The 15,490-nt window shown below is 61.2% G+C and carries 12 protein-coding genes; 8 read left to right on the plus strand and 4 right to left on the minus strand.

The features are described 5' to 3' along the window. Window positions 1-24 precede the first annotated feature (24 nt). Together mfd and PG881_RS14130 are read right to left on the minus strand one after the other, a co-directional pair. The gene (mfd, locus tag PG881_RS14125) at window positions 25-3,489 is read right to left on the minus strand and encodes a transcription-repair coupling factor (protein ID WP_270800774.1); all 3,465 of its coding nucleotides are present in this window, start codon (window positions 3,487-3,489) and stop codon (window positions 25-27) included. Window positions 3,490-3,498: 9 nt separating this feature from the next. Further along, window positions 3,499-4,074 (minus strand): hypothetical protein, encoded by a 576-nt coding sequence (locus tag PG881_RS14130; protein ID WP_011705874.1) that lies wholly within the window; start codon window positions 4,072-4,074, stop codon window positions 3,499-3,501. Window positions 4,075-4,150: 76 nt separating this feature from the next. Here PG881_RS14130 and PG881_RS14135 point away from each other — a divergent pair, with 76 nt between their 5' ends. The 3 genes from PG881_RS14135 to lolE all read left to right on the plus strand — a co-directional run bounded on the left by PG881_RS14135 (window position 4,151) and on the right by lolE (window position 7,402). Further along, complete coding sequence (locus PG881_RS14135) at window positions 4,151-5,386, plus strand: lipoprotein-releasing ABC transporter permease subunit (protein WP_270800776.1); 1,236 nt, start codon at window positions 4,151-4,153, stop codon at window positions 5,384-5,386. 76 nt (window positions 5,387-5,462) lie between these two features. Continuing rightward, window positions 5,463-6,161 carry a lipoprotein-releasing ABC transporter ATP-binding protein LolD gene (gene lolD, locus PG881_RS14140; RefSeq protein WP_020480138.1) on the plus strand — a complete coding sequence of 233 codons (699 nt, stop codon included), beginning with the start codon at window positions 5,463-5,465 and terminating at the stop codon, window positions 6,159-6,161. Beyond that, window positions 6,161-7,402 carry a lipoprotein-releasing ABC transporter permease subunit LolE gene (gene lolE / locus PG881_RS14145; protein WP_270800778.1) on the plus strand — a complete coding sequence of 414 codons (1,242 nt, stop codon included), beginning with the start codon at window positions 6,161-6,163 and terminating at the stop codon, window positions 7,400-7,402. The genes lolD and lolE overlap by 1 nt, the downstream gene beginning before the upstream one ends. 83 nt (window positions 7,403-7,485) lie before the next feature. Here lolE and yfbR read toward each other — a convergent pair whose 3' ends face one another. Both yfbR and PG881_RS14155 read right to left on the minus strand, forming a co-directional pair. Next, a complete protein-coding gene (gene yfbR / locus PG881_RS14150; protein ID WP_011705878.1) occupies window positions 7,486-8,076 on the minus strand; it encodes a 5'-deoxynucleotidase in 591 nt (196 codons plus the stop codon). A gap of 74 nt (window positions 8,077-8,150) precedes the next feature. Then, the gene (locus tag PG881_RS14155; protein ID WP_076360631.1) at window positions 8,151-8,585 is read right to left on the minus strand and encodes a YccF domain-containing protein; all 435 of its coding nucleotides are present in this window, start codon (window positions 8,583-8,585) and stop codon (window positions 8,151-8,153) included. A 428-nt stretch (window positions 8,586-9,013) separates the two neighbouring features. Here PG881_RS14155 and tig point away from each other — a divergent pair, with 428 nt between their 5' ends. The 5 genes from tig (at window position 9,014) to hupB (ending at window position 15,464) form a co-directional block, all read left to right on the plus strand. Then, the gene (gene tig / locus PG881_RS14160; RefSeq protein WP_016350912.1) at window positions 9,014-10,324 is read left to right on the plus strand and encodes a trigger factor; all 1,311 of its coding nucleotides are present in this window, start codon (window positions 9,014-9,016) and stop codon (window positions 10,322-10,324) included. A gap of 86 nt (window positions 10,325-10,410) precedes the next feature. Next, window positions 10,411-11,034 carry an ATP-dependent Clp endopeptidase proteolytic subunit ClpP gene (gene clpP / locus PG881_RS14165; protein WP_005301526.1) on the plus strand — a complete coding sequence of 208 codons (624 nt, stop codon included), beginning with the start codon at window positions 10,411-10,413 and terminating at the stop codon, window positions 11,032-11,034. Window positions 11,035-11,180: 146 nt separating this feature from the next. Next, window positions 11,181-12,455, plus strand: a complete 1,275-nt coding sequence (gene clpX / locus PG881_RS14170; protein WP_005301524.1) for an ATP-dependent protease ATP-binding subunit ClpX — start codon at window positions 11,181-11,183, stop codon at window positions 12,453-12,455. A gap of 141 nt (window positions 12,456-12,596) precedes the next feature. After that, a complete protein-coding gene (lon, locus tag PG881_RS14175; RefSeq protein WP_011705882.1) occupies window positions 12,597-14,951 on the plus strand; it encodes an endopeptidase La in 2,355 nt (784 codons plus the stop codon). Between the two features lie 240 nt (window positions 14,952-15,191). Beyond that, window positions 15,192-15,464, plus strand: a complete 273-nt coding sequence (hupB, locus tag PG881_RS14180) for a nucleoid-associated protein HU-beta (RefSeq protein WP_005315375.1) — start codon at window positions 15,192-15,194, stop codon at window positions 15,462-15,464. The last annotated feature ends 26 nt before the right edge of the window (window positions 15,465-15,490 follow it).

Raw genomic sequence — 15,490 nt, forward strand, 5'->3', positions numbered from 1 at the left:
GGCTGGCCGTCCCATCACCGCCCCTCAGGGGCTGGCGTGGCTGGCGAGATCCGCCAGCAGGCCGTCCACCAGCTTGAGGCGCATGGCCCTGTCCTGGGTCGGCACCTGGAAGCGCAGCCGGGTCGGCCCGTCCATCTTGTAGATGCGCGGCTGCTCGGAGAGCAGCTTGACCAGATAGGCTGGGTTGACTTTGGTTTCCTGGGTAAAGTCCAGATAGCCGCCGCGCTCGCTCATCTCCACCCGGCGAATGCCCAGCGCCGTGGCGCGCTGGCGGAAGGCGGCCAGCTCCAGCAGGGTTTTGGTCGGCTCCGGCAACAGGCCGAAACGGTCGATCAGCTCCACTTTCAGTTCGCGCAGCTCCTGCTCGTCCGCCGCGCTGGCGATCCGTTTGTACATGGAGAGCCGCATGTTGACGTCCGGAATATAGTCGTCCGGCAACAGCGCCGGCAGGCGCAGCTCCACCTCGGTGTGCTGGCTCATGAGCTGTTCCAGCGACGGCTCCTTGCCCGATTTCAGCGCCTCGACCGCCTGCTCCAGCATCTCCATATAGAGGGTGAAGCCGACCGATTCAATCTGGCCGCTCTGATCGTCACCGAGCAGTTCGCCGGCGCCGCGGATCTCCAGATCGTGGGTGGCCAGTGCAAAGCCGGCGCCGAGATCTTCAAGGGACGCAATGGCCTCCAGCCGCTTGGCCGCATCCTTGGTCATCAGTTTGGGATGGGGGGTGAGCAGGTAGGCATAGGCCTGGTGGTGGGAGCGACCGACCCGGCCCCGCAGCTGGTGCAGCTGGGCCAGACCGAGATGATCCGCCCGATCCATGATGATGGTGTTGGCGCTCGGCACATCGATGCCGGTCTCGATGATGGTGGTGCAGACCAGCAGGTTGAAGCGCTGGTGGTAGAAGTCCGACATCACCCGCTCGAGCTCGCGCTCGCGCATCTGACCGTGAGCGATGCCGATGCGCGCCTCCGGCACCAGCTCGGCAAGATCCGCCGCGCACTTCTCGATGCTCTCCACGTCGTTGTGCAGGTAGTAGACCTGGCCGCCGCGCTTCAATTCCCGCAGCACCGCCTCGCGGGTGACCGCCGGCTCCTGCTGGCGCACGAAGGTCTTGATGGCCAGCCGCTTGGCGGGCGGGGTGGCGATGATGGAGAGATCCCGCATGCCCGACATCGCCATGTTGAGGGTACGCGGAATGGGGGTGGCGGTGAGGGTGAGGATGTCCACATCGGCCCGCAGCGCCTTGATCTTCTCCTTCTGGCGCACCCCGAAGCGATGCTCCTCGTCGACGATGAGCAGCCCCAGATCCTTGAAGGTGAGCTCGGCGCCGAGCAGCTTGTGGGTGCCGATGATGATGTCGACCTTGCCTTCGGCGAGCTCTTTCATCACGGCGGTCTGCTCCTTGGCGGAGCGGAAGCGGCTCAGTACCTCGACCCGCACCGGCCAGTTGGCGAAGCGGTCGCGGAAGTTGTCGTAGTGCTGCTGGGCGAGCAATGTGGTGGGCACCAGCACGGCCACCTGCTTGCCGCCGTGCACTGCCACAAACGCCGCCCGCATCGCCACTTCGGTCTTGCCGAAGCCCACGTCGCCGCACACCAGCCGATCCATGCTCTTGGCCTGGCACATGTCGCCGAGCACCGCATTGATGGCGTTGAGCTGATCATCGGTCTCCTCGAACGGGAAGCCGGCGGCAAACTGGCGATAGGCCTCGCGGTCATGTTTGAAGGCAAAACCGTGACGGGCCGCCCGCATGGCATAGACATCCAGCAGCTCGGCTGCCACGTCGCGCACCTTTTCGGCCGCCTTGCGCCGGGCCTTGACCCAGGCCTCGCCGCCGAGCTTGTGGCTGGGCGGGTTGTCCGAGCCGGTATAACGGCTGATCAGGTGCAAACTGGTGACCGGCACGAACAACTTGTCGCCGCCGGCGTATTCCAGGGTCAGAAACTCGGTGGGTAGGCCGCCGGCATCGATGGTTTCCAGCCCCAGATAGCGGCCGACCCCGTGATCCAGGTGCACCACCGGCTGACCCTGGGTCAGCTCGCCGAGGTTTCGGATCACCGCATCCGAGCTCAGGTTCTTGCTCTTCTCCCGTTGCCGTTTGCTGCGGATCTTGCCGCCCAGCAGTTCGGTCTCGGTGATGAGCGCGAGCTCCTCTTGCCCCGGCTCTCGCAGCAAGAAGCCGCGCTCAAGCGGTGCCACCAGCAGGCCGTGACGGGCCTTGCTGGTAATGAAGGCGTCGAGTGACGCGAACTCCTTGGGCTGCAGCGCGATGCGGGCCAGCAGATCGCCCAGCACTTCGCGCCGCCCCTCGGACTCCACCGCAAACAGGGTGCGGCCGGCAAAACCTTGCAGGAACTGGTTGAGGGCCAGCAGCGGCTGCTCCTTGCTGTGATCGAGCTGCAGCTCGGGCAGCGCCGAGATGGGCAGGTCGTGCTGGCCAGCATCACCGGCGGTGGGGGCCTCCTGCAGCCGCACGGCCGCGTACTGGCCGAGCGCCGCAAACAGCTGCTCCACCGGCAGATAGATCTGCTGGGGTGGCAGCAGGGGACGGGTATTGTCCCAGCGCCTGTCCTCGTAGCGTTGAGCGATGTCGTTCCAGAAGCGCTGGGCGGCGGGGTAGATCTCCCCCACGGTCAGCAGCAGGGTGTTGTCCGGCAGGTGGTCAAACAGGTTGGCGGTCTGCTGGAAGAAGAGCGGCAGATAGTACTCGATGCCGGCCGGCCAGCGCCCCTTGCTCACCTCCTGATAGACGGAGCCCTCGGCGCGGGAGATCTCGAACTGCTCGCGATACTGGCCGCGAAACAGCTCGATGGCCCCCTCGTCGGTGGGAAACTCCCTGGCCGGCAACAGACTGACGCTCTTGACCGGCTCGCTGGAGCGCTGGGTCTCGGGATCGAAGGGGCGGATGGAGTCCACCTCGTCGTCGAAGAAGTCGATGCGATAGGGGCTGCTGCTGCCCATGGGGAAGAGATCGAGCAGGGAGCCGCGGGCGGCAAATTCGCCGTGCTCCAGCACCTGCTCCACCGCCACATAGCCCGCCTCGGCGAGGCGCGCGCGCAGCTGCTGCAGATTGAGGCGCTGACCGCTTTTCACCATCAGGCTGTATTTGTCGAGATAGACCCGGGGCGCCGTGCGCAGCATCAGGGTGGAGATGGGCACGATCAGCACGCCGCTGCTCATCTGCGGCAGCTTGTAGAGGGTCTCGAGCCGCTGGGAGATGATGTCCTGATGGGGGGAGAAGGTGTCGTAGGGCAGGGTCTCCCAGTCCGGGAACAGCAGCACCGGACAGCCGGTGTCGGCCAACAGGTATTGCAGTTCCTGTTCGAGGCGCAGGGCGCTCGGGGTATCGGCGGTCACCAGCAGGACGGGGCGATGCGCTTCCTGGGTGAGGCGGGCGGCCATCAGCGAGAGGCTGCTGCCTGTCAGCTGGCCGAGCGTTAACTTTTGGCCCGCCTTGGCGGGCAAGGCGGGAAGCTTCATTGGCATCATTCGATTCTTTTAACGTTGACGGTCTTGCGCACGAAGTTTGAGTTGTTTGGACTGGATATGCAGGCTGGCACGTACCAGCAGTTCGCGGTCATCCTCGCGGATCCGCACATAGTCGAGCATCACGTGGGTGCCGTGCTCGCTCGGTTCCAGCTGCTTGACCTGGCCGTAGCAGTAGATGGCGGAGGCCTCTTCGCGCAGGAAGATCTTGAGCCGCACTATCTGGTGCAGGTGCGGCACCTCGCCGTGGCCCTGGCGCGGATGCAGGTAGGTCAGCTGGCCGGCGCCAAAGCGCAGGGTGTGGAAGCGATGTTCCGGATGATCCTGCACCGACAGCACATAGCCCATGATCATGTCGATCTTGCGCGACTGCTGGTTGATGATCTCCACCAGATCGTGCATCGAATCGTTCTGATTGCGGATCAGGCGGCTGGTCACCATGTCGATGGAGGTAATGGCGGAGGCGATGCGAAACGGTTCGGGCAGCTCGGCCTCCAGTGCCTCCAGCGAGGGCAGATGAAAGTCACCGGGCATGGGGATCACATTGACCGGTGTGGCATGGGTGACACTGAAGAACTGTTCCTGCATGGAGGCTATCCCTTGTTGTCATAGACGGTTTCCCTTTATTATCCGGTATCTTATTTTGTTGGCAATGTAGATATCCTTGAAGACTGGACTTTTTCAGCCACTGTCGCTGGCCATCGGCCTGCGTTATGCAGGCTCGCGACGCAGCAATCGCTTCGTTTCATTTATCTCCCTGTTTTCCACTTTTGGCATCGCCATCGGGGTCGCCGCCCTGATGGTGGTCATCTCGGTGATGAACGGTTTTGAAGGGCAGCTCAAGGGCCGCATCCTGGGGGTGATCCCCCATGTGGTGGTGACCAGCCCGGCGGGGCGCATCGATGCCGCGCCGCAGGACCTGCCCGACCTGGCCAGGCTGCCGCACGTGATTGCCCATGCCCCCATGCTCGACAGCGAAGGCATGCTGCAAAGCCCCGGTCAGCTTACCGGCGTCAGCGTGCAGGGCATCGATCCCGCCCAGTGGCCCAAGGACGACATCCTGCACGCCCAGATGCAGATGGGGCGTCTGGACAGCCTGCAGGCCGGCGAATACCACATAGTGCTGGGGCAGGGGGTGGCCAATCGCCTCAAGGTCTCCATGGGCGACCAGGTCCGTCTGATCCTGACCGAAGGCACTCGCTTCACCCCGTTTGGCCGGGTGCCGGCCCAGCGCCTCTTTACCGTCTCCGGCATCTTCGGGGTCGGTGCCGATGTGGACAGTCAGGTCGCCCTGATTGCGCTGGGGGATGCCCAGCGCATGCTGCGGTTGCCTGCGGATCAGGTGGGCGGCATCCGCCTCTGGCTGGATGACCCCTTCGCCGCCGACGAGGTGGTGAAGACGGCGCTGCCGGACGGGCTGGAGTGGCAGGACTGGCGCCGCGAGCGCGGCGAGCTGTTCCAGGCGGTGGCCATGGAAAAACGGATGATGGGGCTGATGCTGGTGCTGATCATCGCAGTCGCCACCTTCAACATCCTCTCCGCCCTGGTGATGGTGGTGACCGACAAGGAAGGGGAGGTGGCCATCCTGCGCACCATGGGCATGAGCGAGGCGGGCATCGTCAAGATCTTCATGGTGCTGGGGGCCTCCAGCGGGGTCATCGGCGCCCTGTTCGGCGGTCTGGCGGGACTGGCGCTCTCCATGGGGCTCAACCCCTTGCTCGATGCGGTGGGGCTCAACCTCTACATGACGGCCGGCGGCTCGGGCTTGCCGGTCATCGTCGAACCCGCCCAGGTCGTGACCATTTTGCTGGGCGCCGTGCTGCTCAGCTTCAGCGCCACCCTCTACCCGGCGGCCCGTGCGGCCCGGGTCAAACCGGCCGAGGCGCTGCGTTATGAATAATTCATCTTCTGTTGTTACTGGTGCCGGTGTTGCTGCCGGCGCCAGCGTTGTTACAGGTGCAAGTGGAGCCTCCTTTATGAATCAATCCGTCTCCTGCGAGCCGCTGCTGCGCTGTCAGGCCCTCAACCATGTCTATAAAGAGGGCGATCTGGAGACCCAGGTACTCAAGGGCATCGATCTTAGCGTGGCGCCCGGCGAGATGCTGGCGGTGGTGGGCAGCTCGGGCTCCGGCAAGACTACCCTGCTGCACCTGATGGGGGCGCTCGACAACCCCTCCAGCGGCGCCGTGCTGTTCAAGGGGCAGGACATCCATCGCTGGGACAGCCGTACCCAGGCGAAGTTTCGCAATCAGGAGCTGGGTTTTGTTTACCAGTTCCACCACCTGCTCTCCGAATTCACCGCGCTGGAAAATGCCGCCATGCCGCTGCTGATCGCCGGTGAGTCGGTGAAGAGCGCGACCGACAAGGCGAGCCGGATGCTGGGGCGGGTAGGGCTCTCCCACCGTCTCAACCACCGACCGTCCGAGCTCTCCGGTGGCGAGCGCCAGCGGGTGGCCATCGCCCGTGCCCTGGTCAACGAACCCAGCCTGGTGCTGGCAGACGAGCCCACCGGCAACCTGGATCACGCCAGTGCCACCGCCGTCTATGAACTGCTCTGCGAGCTCAACCGCGAGCTCGGCACCGCGTTCGTGGTGGTGACCCACGATCTCAGCCTGGCAGCCAAGCTCCATCGCCGGGTGACCCTGGTGAGCGGCGTGATGGCGGAGGTCGCCTGATGTTCAAACCGCTGCCCCTGTTTCTGGGCCTGCGTTACAGCCGCTCCCGCCGTCGCAACGGCTTCATCGCCTTTATCTCCGCCTCTTCTCTCATCGGTATCGCCCTCGGGGTGATGGCGCTGATCCTGGGGCTCTCTGCCATGAACGGCTTTGAGCGGGAGCTTAAAAACAGGGTGCTCTCCGTGGTGCCCCACGGCGAGCTGATGGGGATGGAGGCACCGCTCCCCAACTGGCCCAAGCTGCGGGACTACCTGCTGGCCCAGCCCGGGGTGGAGGCTGCCGCCCCGGTGATCCGGCTCGACGGCCTGCTGGAGCACGGCAGTGCCCTCAAGGGACTGCAGGTGCGCGCCGTGCTGCCGGAGCTGGAAGCCAATCTGTCCGATGCGGGCAACTACATGACGGGGCGCGGTCTGCGCGAGCTGGAAGCCGGCGAGCACGGCCTCATCCTCGGCAAGACCATCGCCGACAAGCTGGGGGTCAAGATAGGGGATATTGTCACCCTGCTGCTACCTCAGGGCGGCGATGCCGCCGGCATCAAGAACCCGAAGCGCGAGTCTCTCACCGTGGTGGGGCTGCTCGAGATTGGTGGCCAGCTGGACGGTGTGCTCGGCTTCATGCATCTGGCGGATGCCCAGGCCATTACCGGCATGGGCAGTGCGGTAGAGGGCTTCAGCCTCAAGGTGAACGACGTGCTCAAGGCGCAGTCCATCACGGTGGCGGCCGCCCAGAAGTTCCCGCACTACGTCTACATCAGCAGCTGGATGAGCCGGCAGGGCTACCTCTATCAGGACATCCAGATGGTGCGTACCGTGATGTACGTGGTGATGCTGATGGTGGTGGCGGTGGCCTGTTTCAACATCGTCTCCACCCTGGTGATGGCGGTGAACGAGAAGCGCAGCGAGATCGCCATCTTGAAGACCATGGGGGCGAGCCCGGGCCAGATCCGGCTCACCTTCGTCATTCAGGGGATGGTGAACGGGGTGGCGGGCGCCTTGCTCGGCGCCCTGCTGGGCGGCCTGCTCTCCAGCAAGCTGACCCAGATCCTGGGGGGCATCGAGAAGCTCATTGGCCACCGTTTCCTCAACCCGGACATCTACTTCATCGACTTCCTGCCGACCGAGCTGCACATGCAGGACTTGCTCATCGTGACCGGCGCCGCCATCCTGATGAGCCTGCTGGCCACCCTCTACCCCGCCTGGCGGGCAAGCGGGCTGGTGCCGTCGCGCGAGCTGGGGCACTGATAGGCGGCATCTTGCTGCTGATAAAAACGAAGGGCCCGCCGGTGCAAACCGGCGGGCCCTGCTGTTTGGGGGATCTGGCTGGTTTAGTGGGCGTTGAGTTCATCCAGCGGCAGCGAGAAGCTCGCCACGAAGATGTCGATGAAGTAGCGCATCTCGTCGCTCATCCGGGCCGCCAGCATCTGCTCGAGGCGCTTGCGCGCCGGCTCGAACTCCCGGTTGCCGGCATTGATCTCTTCCAGGCACTTGGTATAGGCGCAGAGGGTGTCGGCATCCTTCACCAGTCTGGCCAGCTCGCCATCCTGGGCTGCTGAATCGAGCAGCGGGCGAAAATCCTCGACCAGCTCCGGCGGTAACATGCCCAGCAGGCGCTGCTCGGCGGCCAGCTCAATCTTCTTGTATTCGCGGGCAATCTCGGGATTGAAGTACTTGACCGGGGTGGGCAGATCGCCGGTCAGCACTTCGCTGCTGTCGTGGTAGAGGGCCATGACGGCGGCGCGATCGGCATCCACGCTGCCACCAAAGAGCCGGTTTTTGATGAGGCCGAGGGCGTGGGCCACCATGGCTACCTGCAAACTGTGCTCGGCGATGTTTTCGGGCTGGATGTTGCGCATCAGCGGCCAGCGGTAGATGAGCTTCATGCGGGCGAGATTGGCGAAGAAGTGGCTGGGCAGCATGGATGACCTCGAAGAGTGGCAATGAAAAAGGGCAGACCCTAGTCTGCCCTTTTTTACGGCTGGCGGCATCGCCTTCAGCGAATATAACGACCGGATTCGGCCTCCTGATTGGTGACGATCATCTGGCCGATGGGGGCCAGGCTGATGAGCGCCAGCTTGAGGTGTTGGATGCCGAACGGGATGCCGACGATGGTGACGAAGCAGGCCAGCGCCGAGGCGATGTGGCCGATGGCCAGCCAGATCCCGATCAGCACGAACCAGATGATGTTGCCAATCAGCCCCATGGTGCCGGTACCCATGTCGCTCAGACCGGTCATGGTCTTGCGGTTGACCGCCTGCTTGCCGAACGGGAAGAAGGTGAAGGTGCCGATGACGAAGCAGGCGCGTCCCCAGGGGATCCCGATGAGGGAGATAAAACAGATCAGCCCGGCCAACCACCAGGCCAGCCCCATGAAGACGCCTCCCAGTACGAACCAGAGCAGATTGAACAATAAGCGGAAAAAGGCCATGTCGGTGACTCCAGACTTATCAAGATGGCTGCCACCATAACGAGCGATGGTCATGGACGCAATGGTTGAAGGGGCGGGGTGGACAATTTGGGTCGCAGGGGGCGAAAAGAGACCTCGATGGAGAGATATGAGGTGAAAAAGTAGGCTCTTGCACGAAAAAAGGTGAGCAAGTGCAAATTCTTGCGGCTTGTGTGCTTGAAGTCGGCCCCGCTATTCCCCATATAAGGGGCAGTTTGGCGGGAATTGTGCCATCCCCTGCCCGGTTGGGGGACGTGTGGCTCGACTCGATCAAAGTGCGCCGCTATAATGTCGCGTCATATTTTCTCATCACAAAGACAGTCGTTGTCTTTATAAACAGGAAGACTCCGGGCTTTGCCCAGGGGCAATAAAGGGTCAGCACGCAGTGCTGAGTTGAACGAGGTAGAAGAATGCAAGTTTCTGTAGAGACAACCCAGGGTCTGGAACGCCGTCTTACCATCACCGTACCGGCCGCTACCGTTGACGCCGCCGTGCGCAAAGAATTGAACGGCCTGGCCAAAACCCGTCGCATCGACGGTTTCCGTCCTGGCAAGGCTCCGGTTGCCATCATCAAGAAGATGTTCGGCGCCATGGCTCATGCTCGCGTTGCTGACGAAATGATGCAGAGCAACTTCATCAAGGCCATCATCGAAAACAAACTGAGCCCGGCCGGTGCCCCGACCATGGATCCGAAAGAGATCCAGGAAGGTCAGGACTTCGAATTCACCGCGACCTTCGAAGTGTACCCCGAGTTTGAAGTGGCTGGCCTCGAGACCATCAAGGTCGAGAAGCCGGTTGCTACCGTGAAGGATGAAGATCTGGCCAACATGATCGACACCCTGCGCAAGCAGCACGCTACCTGGAGTGAAGTGGACGCCGCCGCTGCCGATGGCATGCGTGTGACCATGGACTTCGTCGGTTCCATCGACGGTGAAGAGTTCGACGGCGGCAAGGCCGAAGGCTTCAACCTGGTACTGGGTGCCGGTCGCATGATCCCGGGCTTCGAAGACGCCATCATGGGCAAGAAAGCAGGCGACGAGTTCACCATCGACGTGACCTTCCCGGCTGACTACCACGCTGAAAACCTGAAAGGCAAAGCTGCCAAGTTCGCTTCCAAGCTGAACAAGGTTGAAGAGCAGATCCTGCCTGAGCTGACCGAAGAGTTCGTCAAGCGTTTCGGCATCGAAAGCGGCAACGTTGAAGAGCTGAAAGCCGAAGTGCGCAAGAACATGGAGCGCGAACTGGCTCAAGCCCTGAAAAACAGCGTGAAAGAGCAGGTTCTGAACGGTCTGGTTGAAGCCAACCAGATCGATCTGCCGAAGGCTGCTGTTGCTCAGGAAATCGATGCCCTGCGTCAGCAGGCACTGCAGCGTTTCGGCGGCTTCCAGGGCGGCAACGCTCCTGAACTGCCGGCCGAGCTGTTCCAGGGCCAGGCCGAGCGTCGTGTACGCGTAGGTCTGCTGCTGGGCGACGTGATCCGTACCAACGAGATCAAGGCTGATGAAGCGCGCGTCAACAGCATTATCGAATCCATGGCCACTGCCTACGAAGATCCGAAGGAAGTGATCGAGTACTACCAGAAGAACGAACAGATGCTGAACGGCGTTCGCAACCTGGCAGTCGAAGATCAAGCCATCGACCTGATCCTGTCCAAGGCTCAGGTGACCGAGAAGGAAGTTGCATTTGACGAAGTGATCAACAAGTCCGGTGCCGCTGCCTAAGAACATTTGACTTAAGGTCAAGACTGTTAAGTATAATGGCTCGTGTGATCTCCACTCGGGCCATTTTATTTTAGGGACAATGCCTTATGTACAAGAACTATAACGATGTGACTGAATCCCCACGCAATGCGCTCATCCCGATGGTGGTAGAGCAAACCGCGAAAGGGGAGCGTTCCTACGACATCTATTCTCGTCTGCTGAAGGAGCGGGTGATCTTCCTGACCGGTCAGGTTGAAGATCACATGGCGAATCTGGTGGTGGCTCAGCTGCTGTTCCTAGAATCTGAAAATCCGGATCAGGACATCAGCATCTACATCAACTCTCCGGGTGGGGCCGTCACGGCCGGTATGTCCATTTATGACACCATGCAGTTCATCAAGCCGGACGTCAGCACGGTGTGCATGGGGCAGGCCTGCTCCATGGGTGCCTTCCTGCTGGCCGGTGGTGCCAAGGGCAAGCGTTTCTGCCTGCCCAATGCCCGCGTGATGATCCACCAGCCGCTGGGCGGTTTCCAGGGCCAGGCATCTGATATCCAGATCCATGCCCAGGAGATCCTGAAGATCAAGAATACCCTGAACGAGCGCCTGGCCTTCCATACCGGTCAGGACATGGCCACCATCGAGCGTGACACCGACCGTGACAACTTCATGTCGGCCGAGCAGGCCGTGGCTTATGGCCTGGTTGACGGTGTCCTGAGCCGCCGCGGCTGAGCCACGAGCTAGCCCGTATCATCGTCGAGGGCATCATCTTGTTTGATGATGCCCTCAATCGGCAGATCAGGCATGGGCAGGGTGTTCCGGACTGTTGTAAACTCAACAGGACAATCCATCCTCTATTGATAAAACGAGGTTGCTGAATGACAGAAAAACGCAAGGGTGAGGGTGATAAGCTGCTCTACTGCTCTTTTTGCGGCAAAAGCCAGCATGAAGTGCGCAAGCTGATCGCTGGCCCTTCCGTCTACATATGTGATGAGTGTGTCGAGCTGTGCAACGACATCATCCGCGAAGAGATCCGCGAGATCTCGCCTAAGCGCGATGGTAGCGAGCTGCCGACCCCTCATGAAATCCGCGCTCATCTGGATGACTATGTGATCGGGCAGGAGTACGCCAAGAAGGTGCTGGCGGTAGCCGTCTACAACCACTACAAGCGGCTGCGCAGCGGCAGCGAGTCCGGTGGTGTGGAGCTGGGCAAATCCAACATCCTGCTGATCGGTCCGACCGGCAGCGGCAAGACCCTGCTGGCGGAAACCCTGGCTCGTCTGCTGGACGTTCCCTTCACCATGGCCGATGCCACCACCCTGACCGAAGCCGGTTATGTGGGCGAGGACGTGGAGAACATCATCCAGAAGCTGCTGCAAAAGTGCGACTACGACGTAGAGAAGGCCCAGCGTGGCATCGTCTACATCGACGAGATCGACAAGATTTCCCGCAAGTCGGACAACCCCTCCATCACCCGCGACGTGTCCGGGGAAGGGGTGCAGCAGGCCCTGCTCAAGCTGATCGAAGGGACCATCGCTTCCGTGCCGCCGCAAGGTGGTCGCAAGCACCCGCAACAGGAGTTCTTGCAGGTTGATACCTCCAAGATCCTGTTCATCTGCGGCGGTGCCTTTGCCGGTCTGGACAAGGTGATCGAGCAGCGCTCCGTCAAGGGCACCGGCATCGGTTTTGGTGCCGAGGTCAAGTCCAAGAGCGCCAAGGCGACATTGAGCGAGAGCTTTGCCAAGGTGGAGCCGGAAGATCTGATCAAATACGGTCTGATCCCCGAGTTCATCGGTCGTCTGCCGGTGGTAGCGACCCTGACCGAGCTGGACGAGGCAGCCCTCATCCAGATCCTGAAAGAGCCGAAGAACGCGCTGACCAAGCAGTATGCCGCGCTGTTCGATCTGGAAGGGGTGGAACTGGAGTTCCGTGACGACGCGTTGAACGCCATTGCCCGCAAGGCGATGGAGCGTAAAACCGGCGCCCGCGGTCTGCGTTCCATCGTGGAAGCCGTGCTGCTCGATACCATGTATGACCTGCCGTCGCTGGACGGTGTCAGCAAGGTGGTGATCGACGAAACCGTGATCAAAGGGGACTCCGCGCCCTTGATGATCTACGAAAATCCCGAGACCCAGGCCGCCGCATCAGAGTAAATGTCTGATTTTTAATCAAATGAAAGGGGCTTTTTGCCCCTTTCATGCTTTTTGCGGTTTCGGCGATTGAATCTCATCTAAGCGCCCCCATATACTCAGCCAAGCGCTTTGCCAACGGTATAACAAGCCGAGAGGACATATATGAACCTAGAGCGTTCAGAACGCATCGAGATTCCCGTCCTGCCTCTTCGTGACGTGGTGGTTTACCCCCACATGGTCATTCCACTCTTTGTGGGGCGGGAAAAATCCATTCGCTGTCTGGAAGCGGCCATGGAGCAGGACAAGAAAGTTCTGCTGGTGGCCCAGAAGGATGCGTCAACCGATGAGCCGACGGTGGAGGAGATCTTCTCCGTCGGGACAGTGGCCAATATTCTACAGATGCTCAAGCTGCCCGATGGCACCGTCAAGGTGCTGGTGGAAGGGGGCCAGCGTGCCCGTCTTGAGCGGATGATCGACGACCGGGACTTCTTCGTTGGCGAGGCGCAGTACATCGCCTCCAAGGCGATTGAGGAGAAGGACCAGGATGTGCTGGTGCGCTCCGCCATCGGTCAGTTCGAAGGCTATATCAAGCTCAACAAGAAGATCCCGCCCGAGGTGCTCACCTCGATATCGGCGATCGACGATGCGGCGCGCCTGGCCGATACCATGGCTGCCCACATGCCGCTCAAGCTCGAAGACAAGCAGAAGGTGCTGGAAATCGCCTCCGTGTCCGAGCGCATCGAGTTTCTGATGGCCATGATGGAGTCGGAGATTGACCTGCTGCAGGTCGAGAAACGCATCCGCTCCCGGGTCAAGAAGCAGATGGAGAAGAGCCAGCGCGAGTACTACCTCAACGAGCAGATGAAGGCCATCCAGAAAGAGCTGGGTGAGCTGGAAGACAGTCCGGATGAATTCGAAGCCCTCAATCGCAAGATTGAAGAGGCCGGCATGCCGGAAGATGCCCGTGAGAAGGCGCAGGCCGAGCTGGCCAAGTTGAAGATGATGTCGCCCATGTCGGCCGAGGCCACCGTGGTGCGCAGCTACGTCGACTGGATGGTACAGGTGCCGTGGAAGGCGCGCTCCAAGGTCAAGAAAGACCTGGGCAAGGCGCAAGAGGTGCTGGATGCCGATCACTATGGCCTGGAGAAGGTCAAGGATCGCATTCTCGAGTATCTGGCGGTGCAGGCGCGCGTCAACAAGCTCAAGGGCCCCATCCTCTGTCTGGTAGGGCCTCCCGGCGTGGGCAAGACCTCGCTCGGTCAGTCCATCGCCAAGGCGACCGGTCGCAAATACGTGCGCATGGCGCTGGGCGGGGTGCGTGACGAGGCGGAGATCCGCGGTCACCGCCGTACCTACATCGGCTCCATGCCCGGCAAGCTCATCCAGAAGATGGCGAAAGTCGGGGTGAAGAACCCGCTGTTCCTGCTCGATGAAATCGACAAGATGAGCTCGGACATGCGTGGCGATCCCGCCTCAGCCCTGCTGGAAGTGCTGGATCCCGAGCAGAACAACAGCTTCAACGATCACTATCTGGAAGTGGATTATGACCTGTCGGACGTGATGTTCGTGGCCACCTCCAACTCCATGAACATCCCGGGTCCGCTGCTGGACCGGATGGAAGTGATCCGCCTCTCCGGGTATACCGAAGATGAGAAGCTCAACATCGCCAAGCAGCATCTGGTCTCCAAGCAGATCCAGCGCAACGGCCTGAAAGAGTCCGAGATCACCATCGAGGATTCCGCTCTGGTCGGGGTGATCCGCTACTACACCCGCGAGGCGGGGGTGCGTAGCCTGGAGCGCGAGATCTCCAAGATTTGTCGCAAAGCGGTCAAGCGCATCCTGCTGGACAAGAGCATCAAGCATGTTCAAGTCAATCAGGCCAACCTCAAGGAGTTCCTCGGGGTGCAGCGCTTTGACTACGGCAAGGCCACCGACCAGAACCAGGTGGGTCAAGTGTGTGGTCTGGCGTGGACCGAAGTGGGGGGCGATCTGCTCACCATCGAGACCACCAACATGCCGGGCAAGGGCAAGCTCACCTACACAGGTTCCCTGGGTGACGTGATGCAGGAGTCCATCCAGGCCGCCATGACGGTGGTTCGGGCCCGTGCCGAGAAGCTGCGCATCAATGCCGACTTCTACGAGAAGCGCGATATCCACGTGCACGTACCGGAAGGGGCGACCCCGAAAGACGGTCCGAGCGCCGGTATCGCCATGTGTACCGCCCTGGTCTCCAGCTTGACCGGTAATCCGGTTCGTGCTGATGTGGCCATGACGGGGGAGATCACCCTGCGCGGCGAAGTGCTGCCGATTGGCGGTCTCAAAGAGAAGCTGCTGGCCGCCCATCGCGGTGGCATCAAGCGGGTGCTGATCCCGAAAGAGAACGAGCGTGACCTCGAGGAGATCCCGGACAACGTCAAACAAGACCTTGAAATCTATCCGGTTCGCTGGATTGACGAGGTGCTGGAACTGGCGTTGCAGGACAATCCACAAGGGTTTGAGCGCGTTTCTGTCGTGTAAATGTTGATGCGCCGCAAATTTGGCGCATTCGGGGGGTGGTTAAGGCTTGCATGCGCCGGATAACGGAAGTAGCCTTGACCACCGATCGGGTACTCATGATGAGTCGCAATGCGTGATGTGGCGCGGGTTTGCGCTAGATTGTCACTTGCAACTGATCAGGAGGCTTGCTATAAAACCTCCACTTGTTGTGGCCAGGGAAATCGGCGCCGCAGCGATGTTCGATAAAAGGGGAATATAAGAGTGAATAAATCTCAACTGATTGACAAGATTGCAGACGGTGCTGATATCTCCAAAGCCGCTGCTGGCCGTGCGCTGGATGCTTTCATTGACGCCGTAGGTGAAGCCCTGAAAGAGGGTGACCAGGTTGCTCTGGTAGGTTTCGGTACTTTCGCCGTGCGCGAGCGTGCTGCCCGTTCTGGCCGTAACCCGCAAACTGGCGCGACCATCGAAATCGCCGCTGGTAAAGTTCCTGCCTTCAAAGCCGGTAAGGCCCTGAAAGACGCTGTCAACTAAGCCGGGCGCTGATATCACATCGGCCA

Origin of the sequence: Aeromonas sp. QDB54 (assembly GCF_027707385.1) — a bacterium.
GTDB lineage: Bacteria > Pseudomonadota > Gammaproteobacteria > Enterobacterales > Aeromonadaceae > Aeromonas > Aeromonas hydrophila.

Excerpts from the sequence above, each read along its gene's own strand:
- mfd (WP_270800774.1), bottom strand. The coding sequence starts at position 3,489 with ATGATGCCAATGAAGCTTCCCGCCTTGCCCGCCAAGGCGGGCCAAAAG.
- PG881_RS14130 (WP_011705874.1), bottom strand. The coding sequence starts at position 4,074 with ATGCAGGAACAGTTCTTCAGTGTCACCCATGCCACACCGGTCAATGTG.
- lolD (WP_020480138.1), top strand. The coding sequence starts at position 5,463 with ATGAATCAATCCGTCTCCTGCGAGCCGCTGCTGCGCTGTCAGGCCCTC.
- lolE (WP_270800778.1), top strand. The coding sequence starts at position 6,161 with ATGTTCAAACCGCTGCCCCTGTTTCTGGGCCTGCGTTACAGCCGCTCC.
- yfbR (WP_011705878.1), bottom strand. The coding sequence starts at position 8,076 with ATGCTGCCCAGCCACTTCTTCGCCAATCTCGCCCGCATGAAGCTCATC.
- PG881_RS14155 (WP_076360631.1), bottom strand. The coding sequence starts at position 8,585 with ATGGCCTTTTTCCGCTTATTGTTCAATCTGCTCTGGTTCGTACTGGGA.
- tig (WP_016350912.1), top strand. The coding sequence starts at position 9,014 with ATGCAAGTTTCTGTAGAGACAACCCAGGGTCTGGAACGCCGTCTTACC.
- clpP (WP_005301526.1), top strand. The coding sequence starts at position 10,411 with ATGTACAAGAACTATAACGATGTGACTGAATCCCCACGCAATGCGCTC.
- clpX (WP_005301524.1), top strand. The coding sequence starts at position 11,181 with ATGACAGAAAAACGCAAGGGTGAGGGTGATAAGCTGCTCTACTGCTCT.
- lon (WP_011705882.1), top strand. The coding sequence starts at position 12,597 with ATGAACCTAGAGCGTTCAGAACGCATCGAGATTCCCGTCCTGCCTCTT.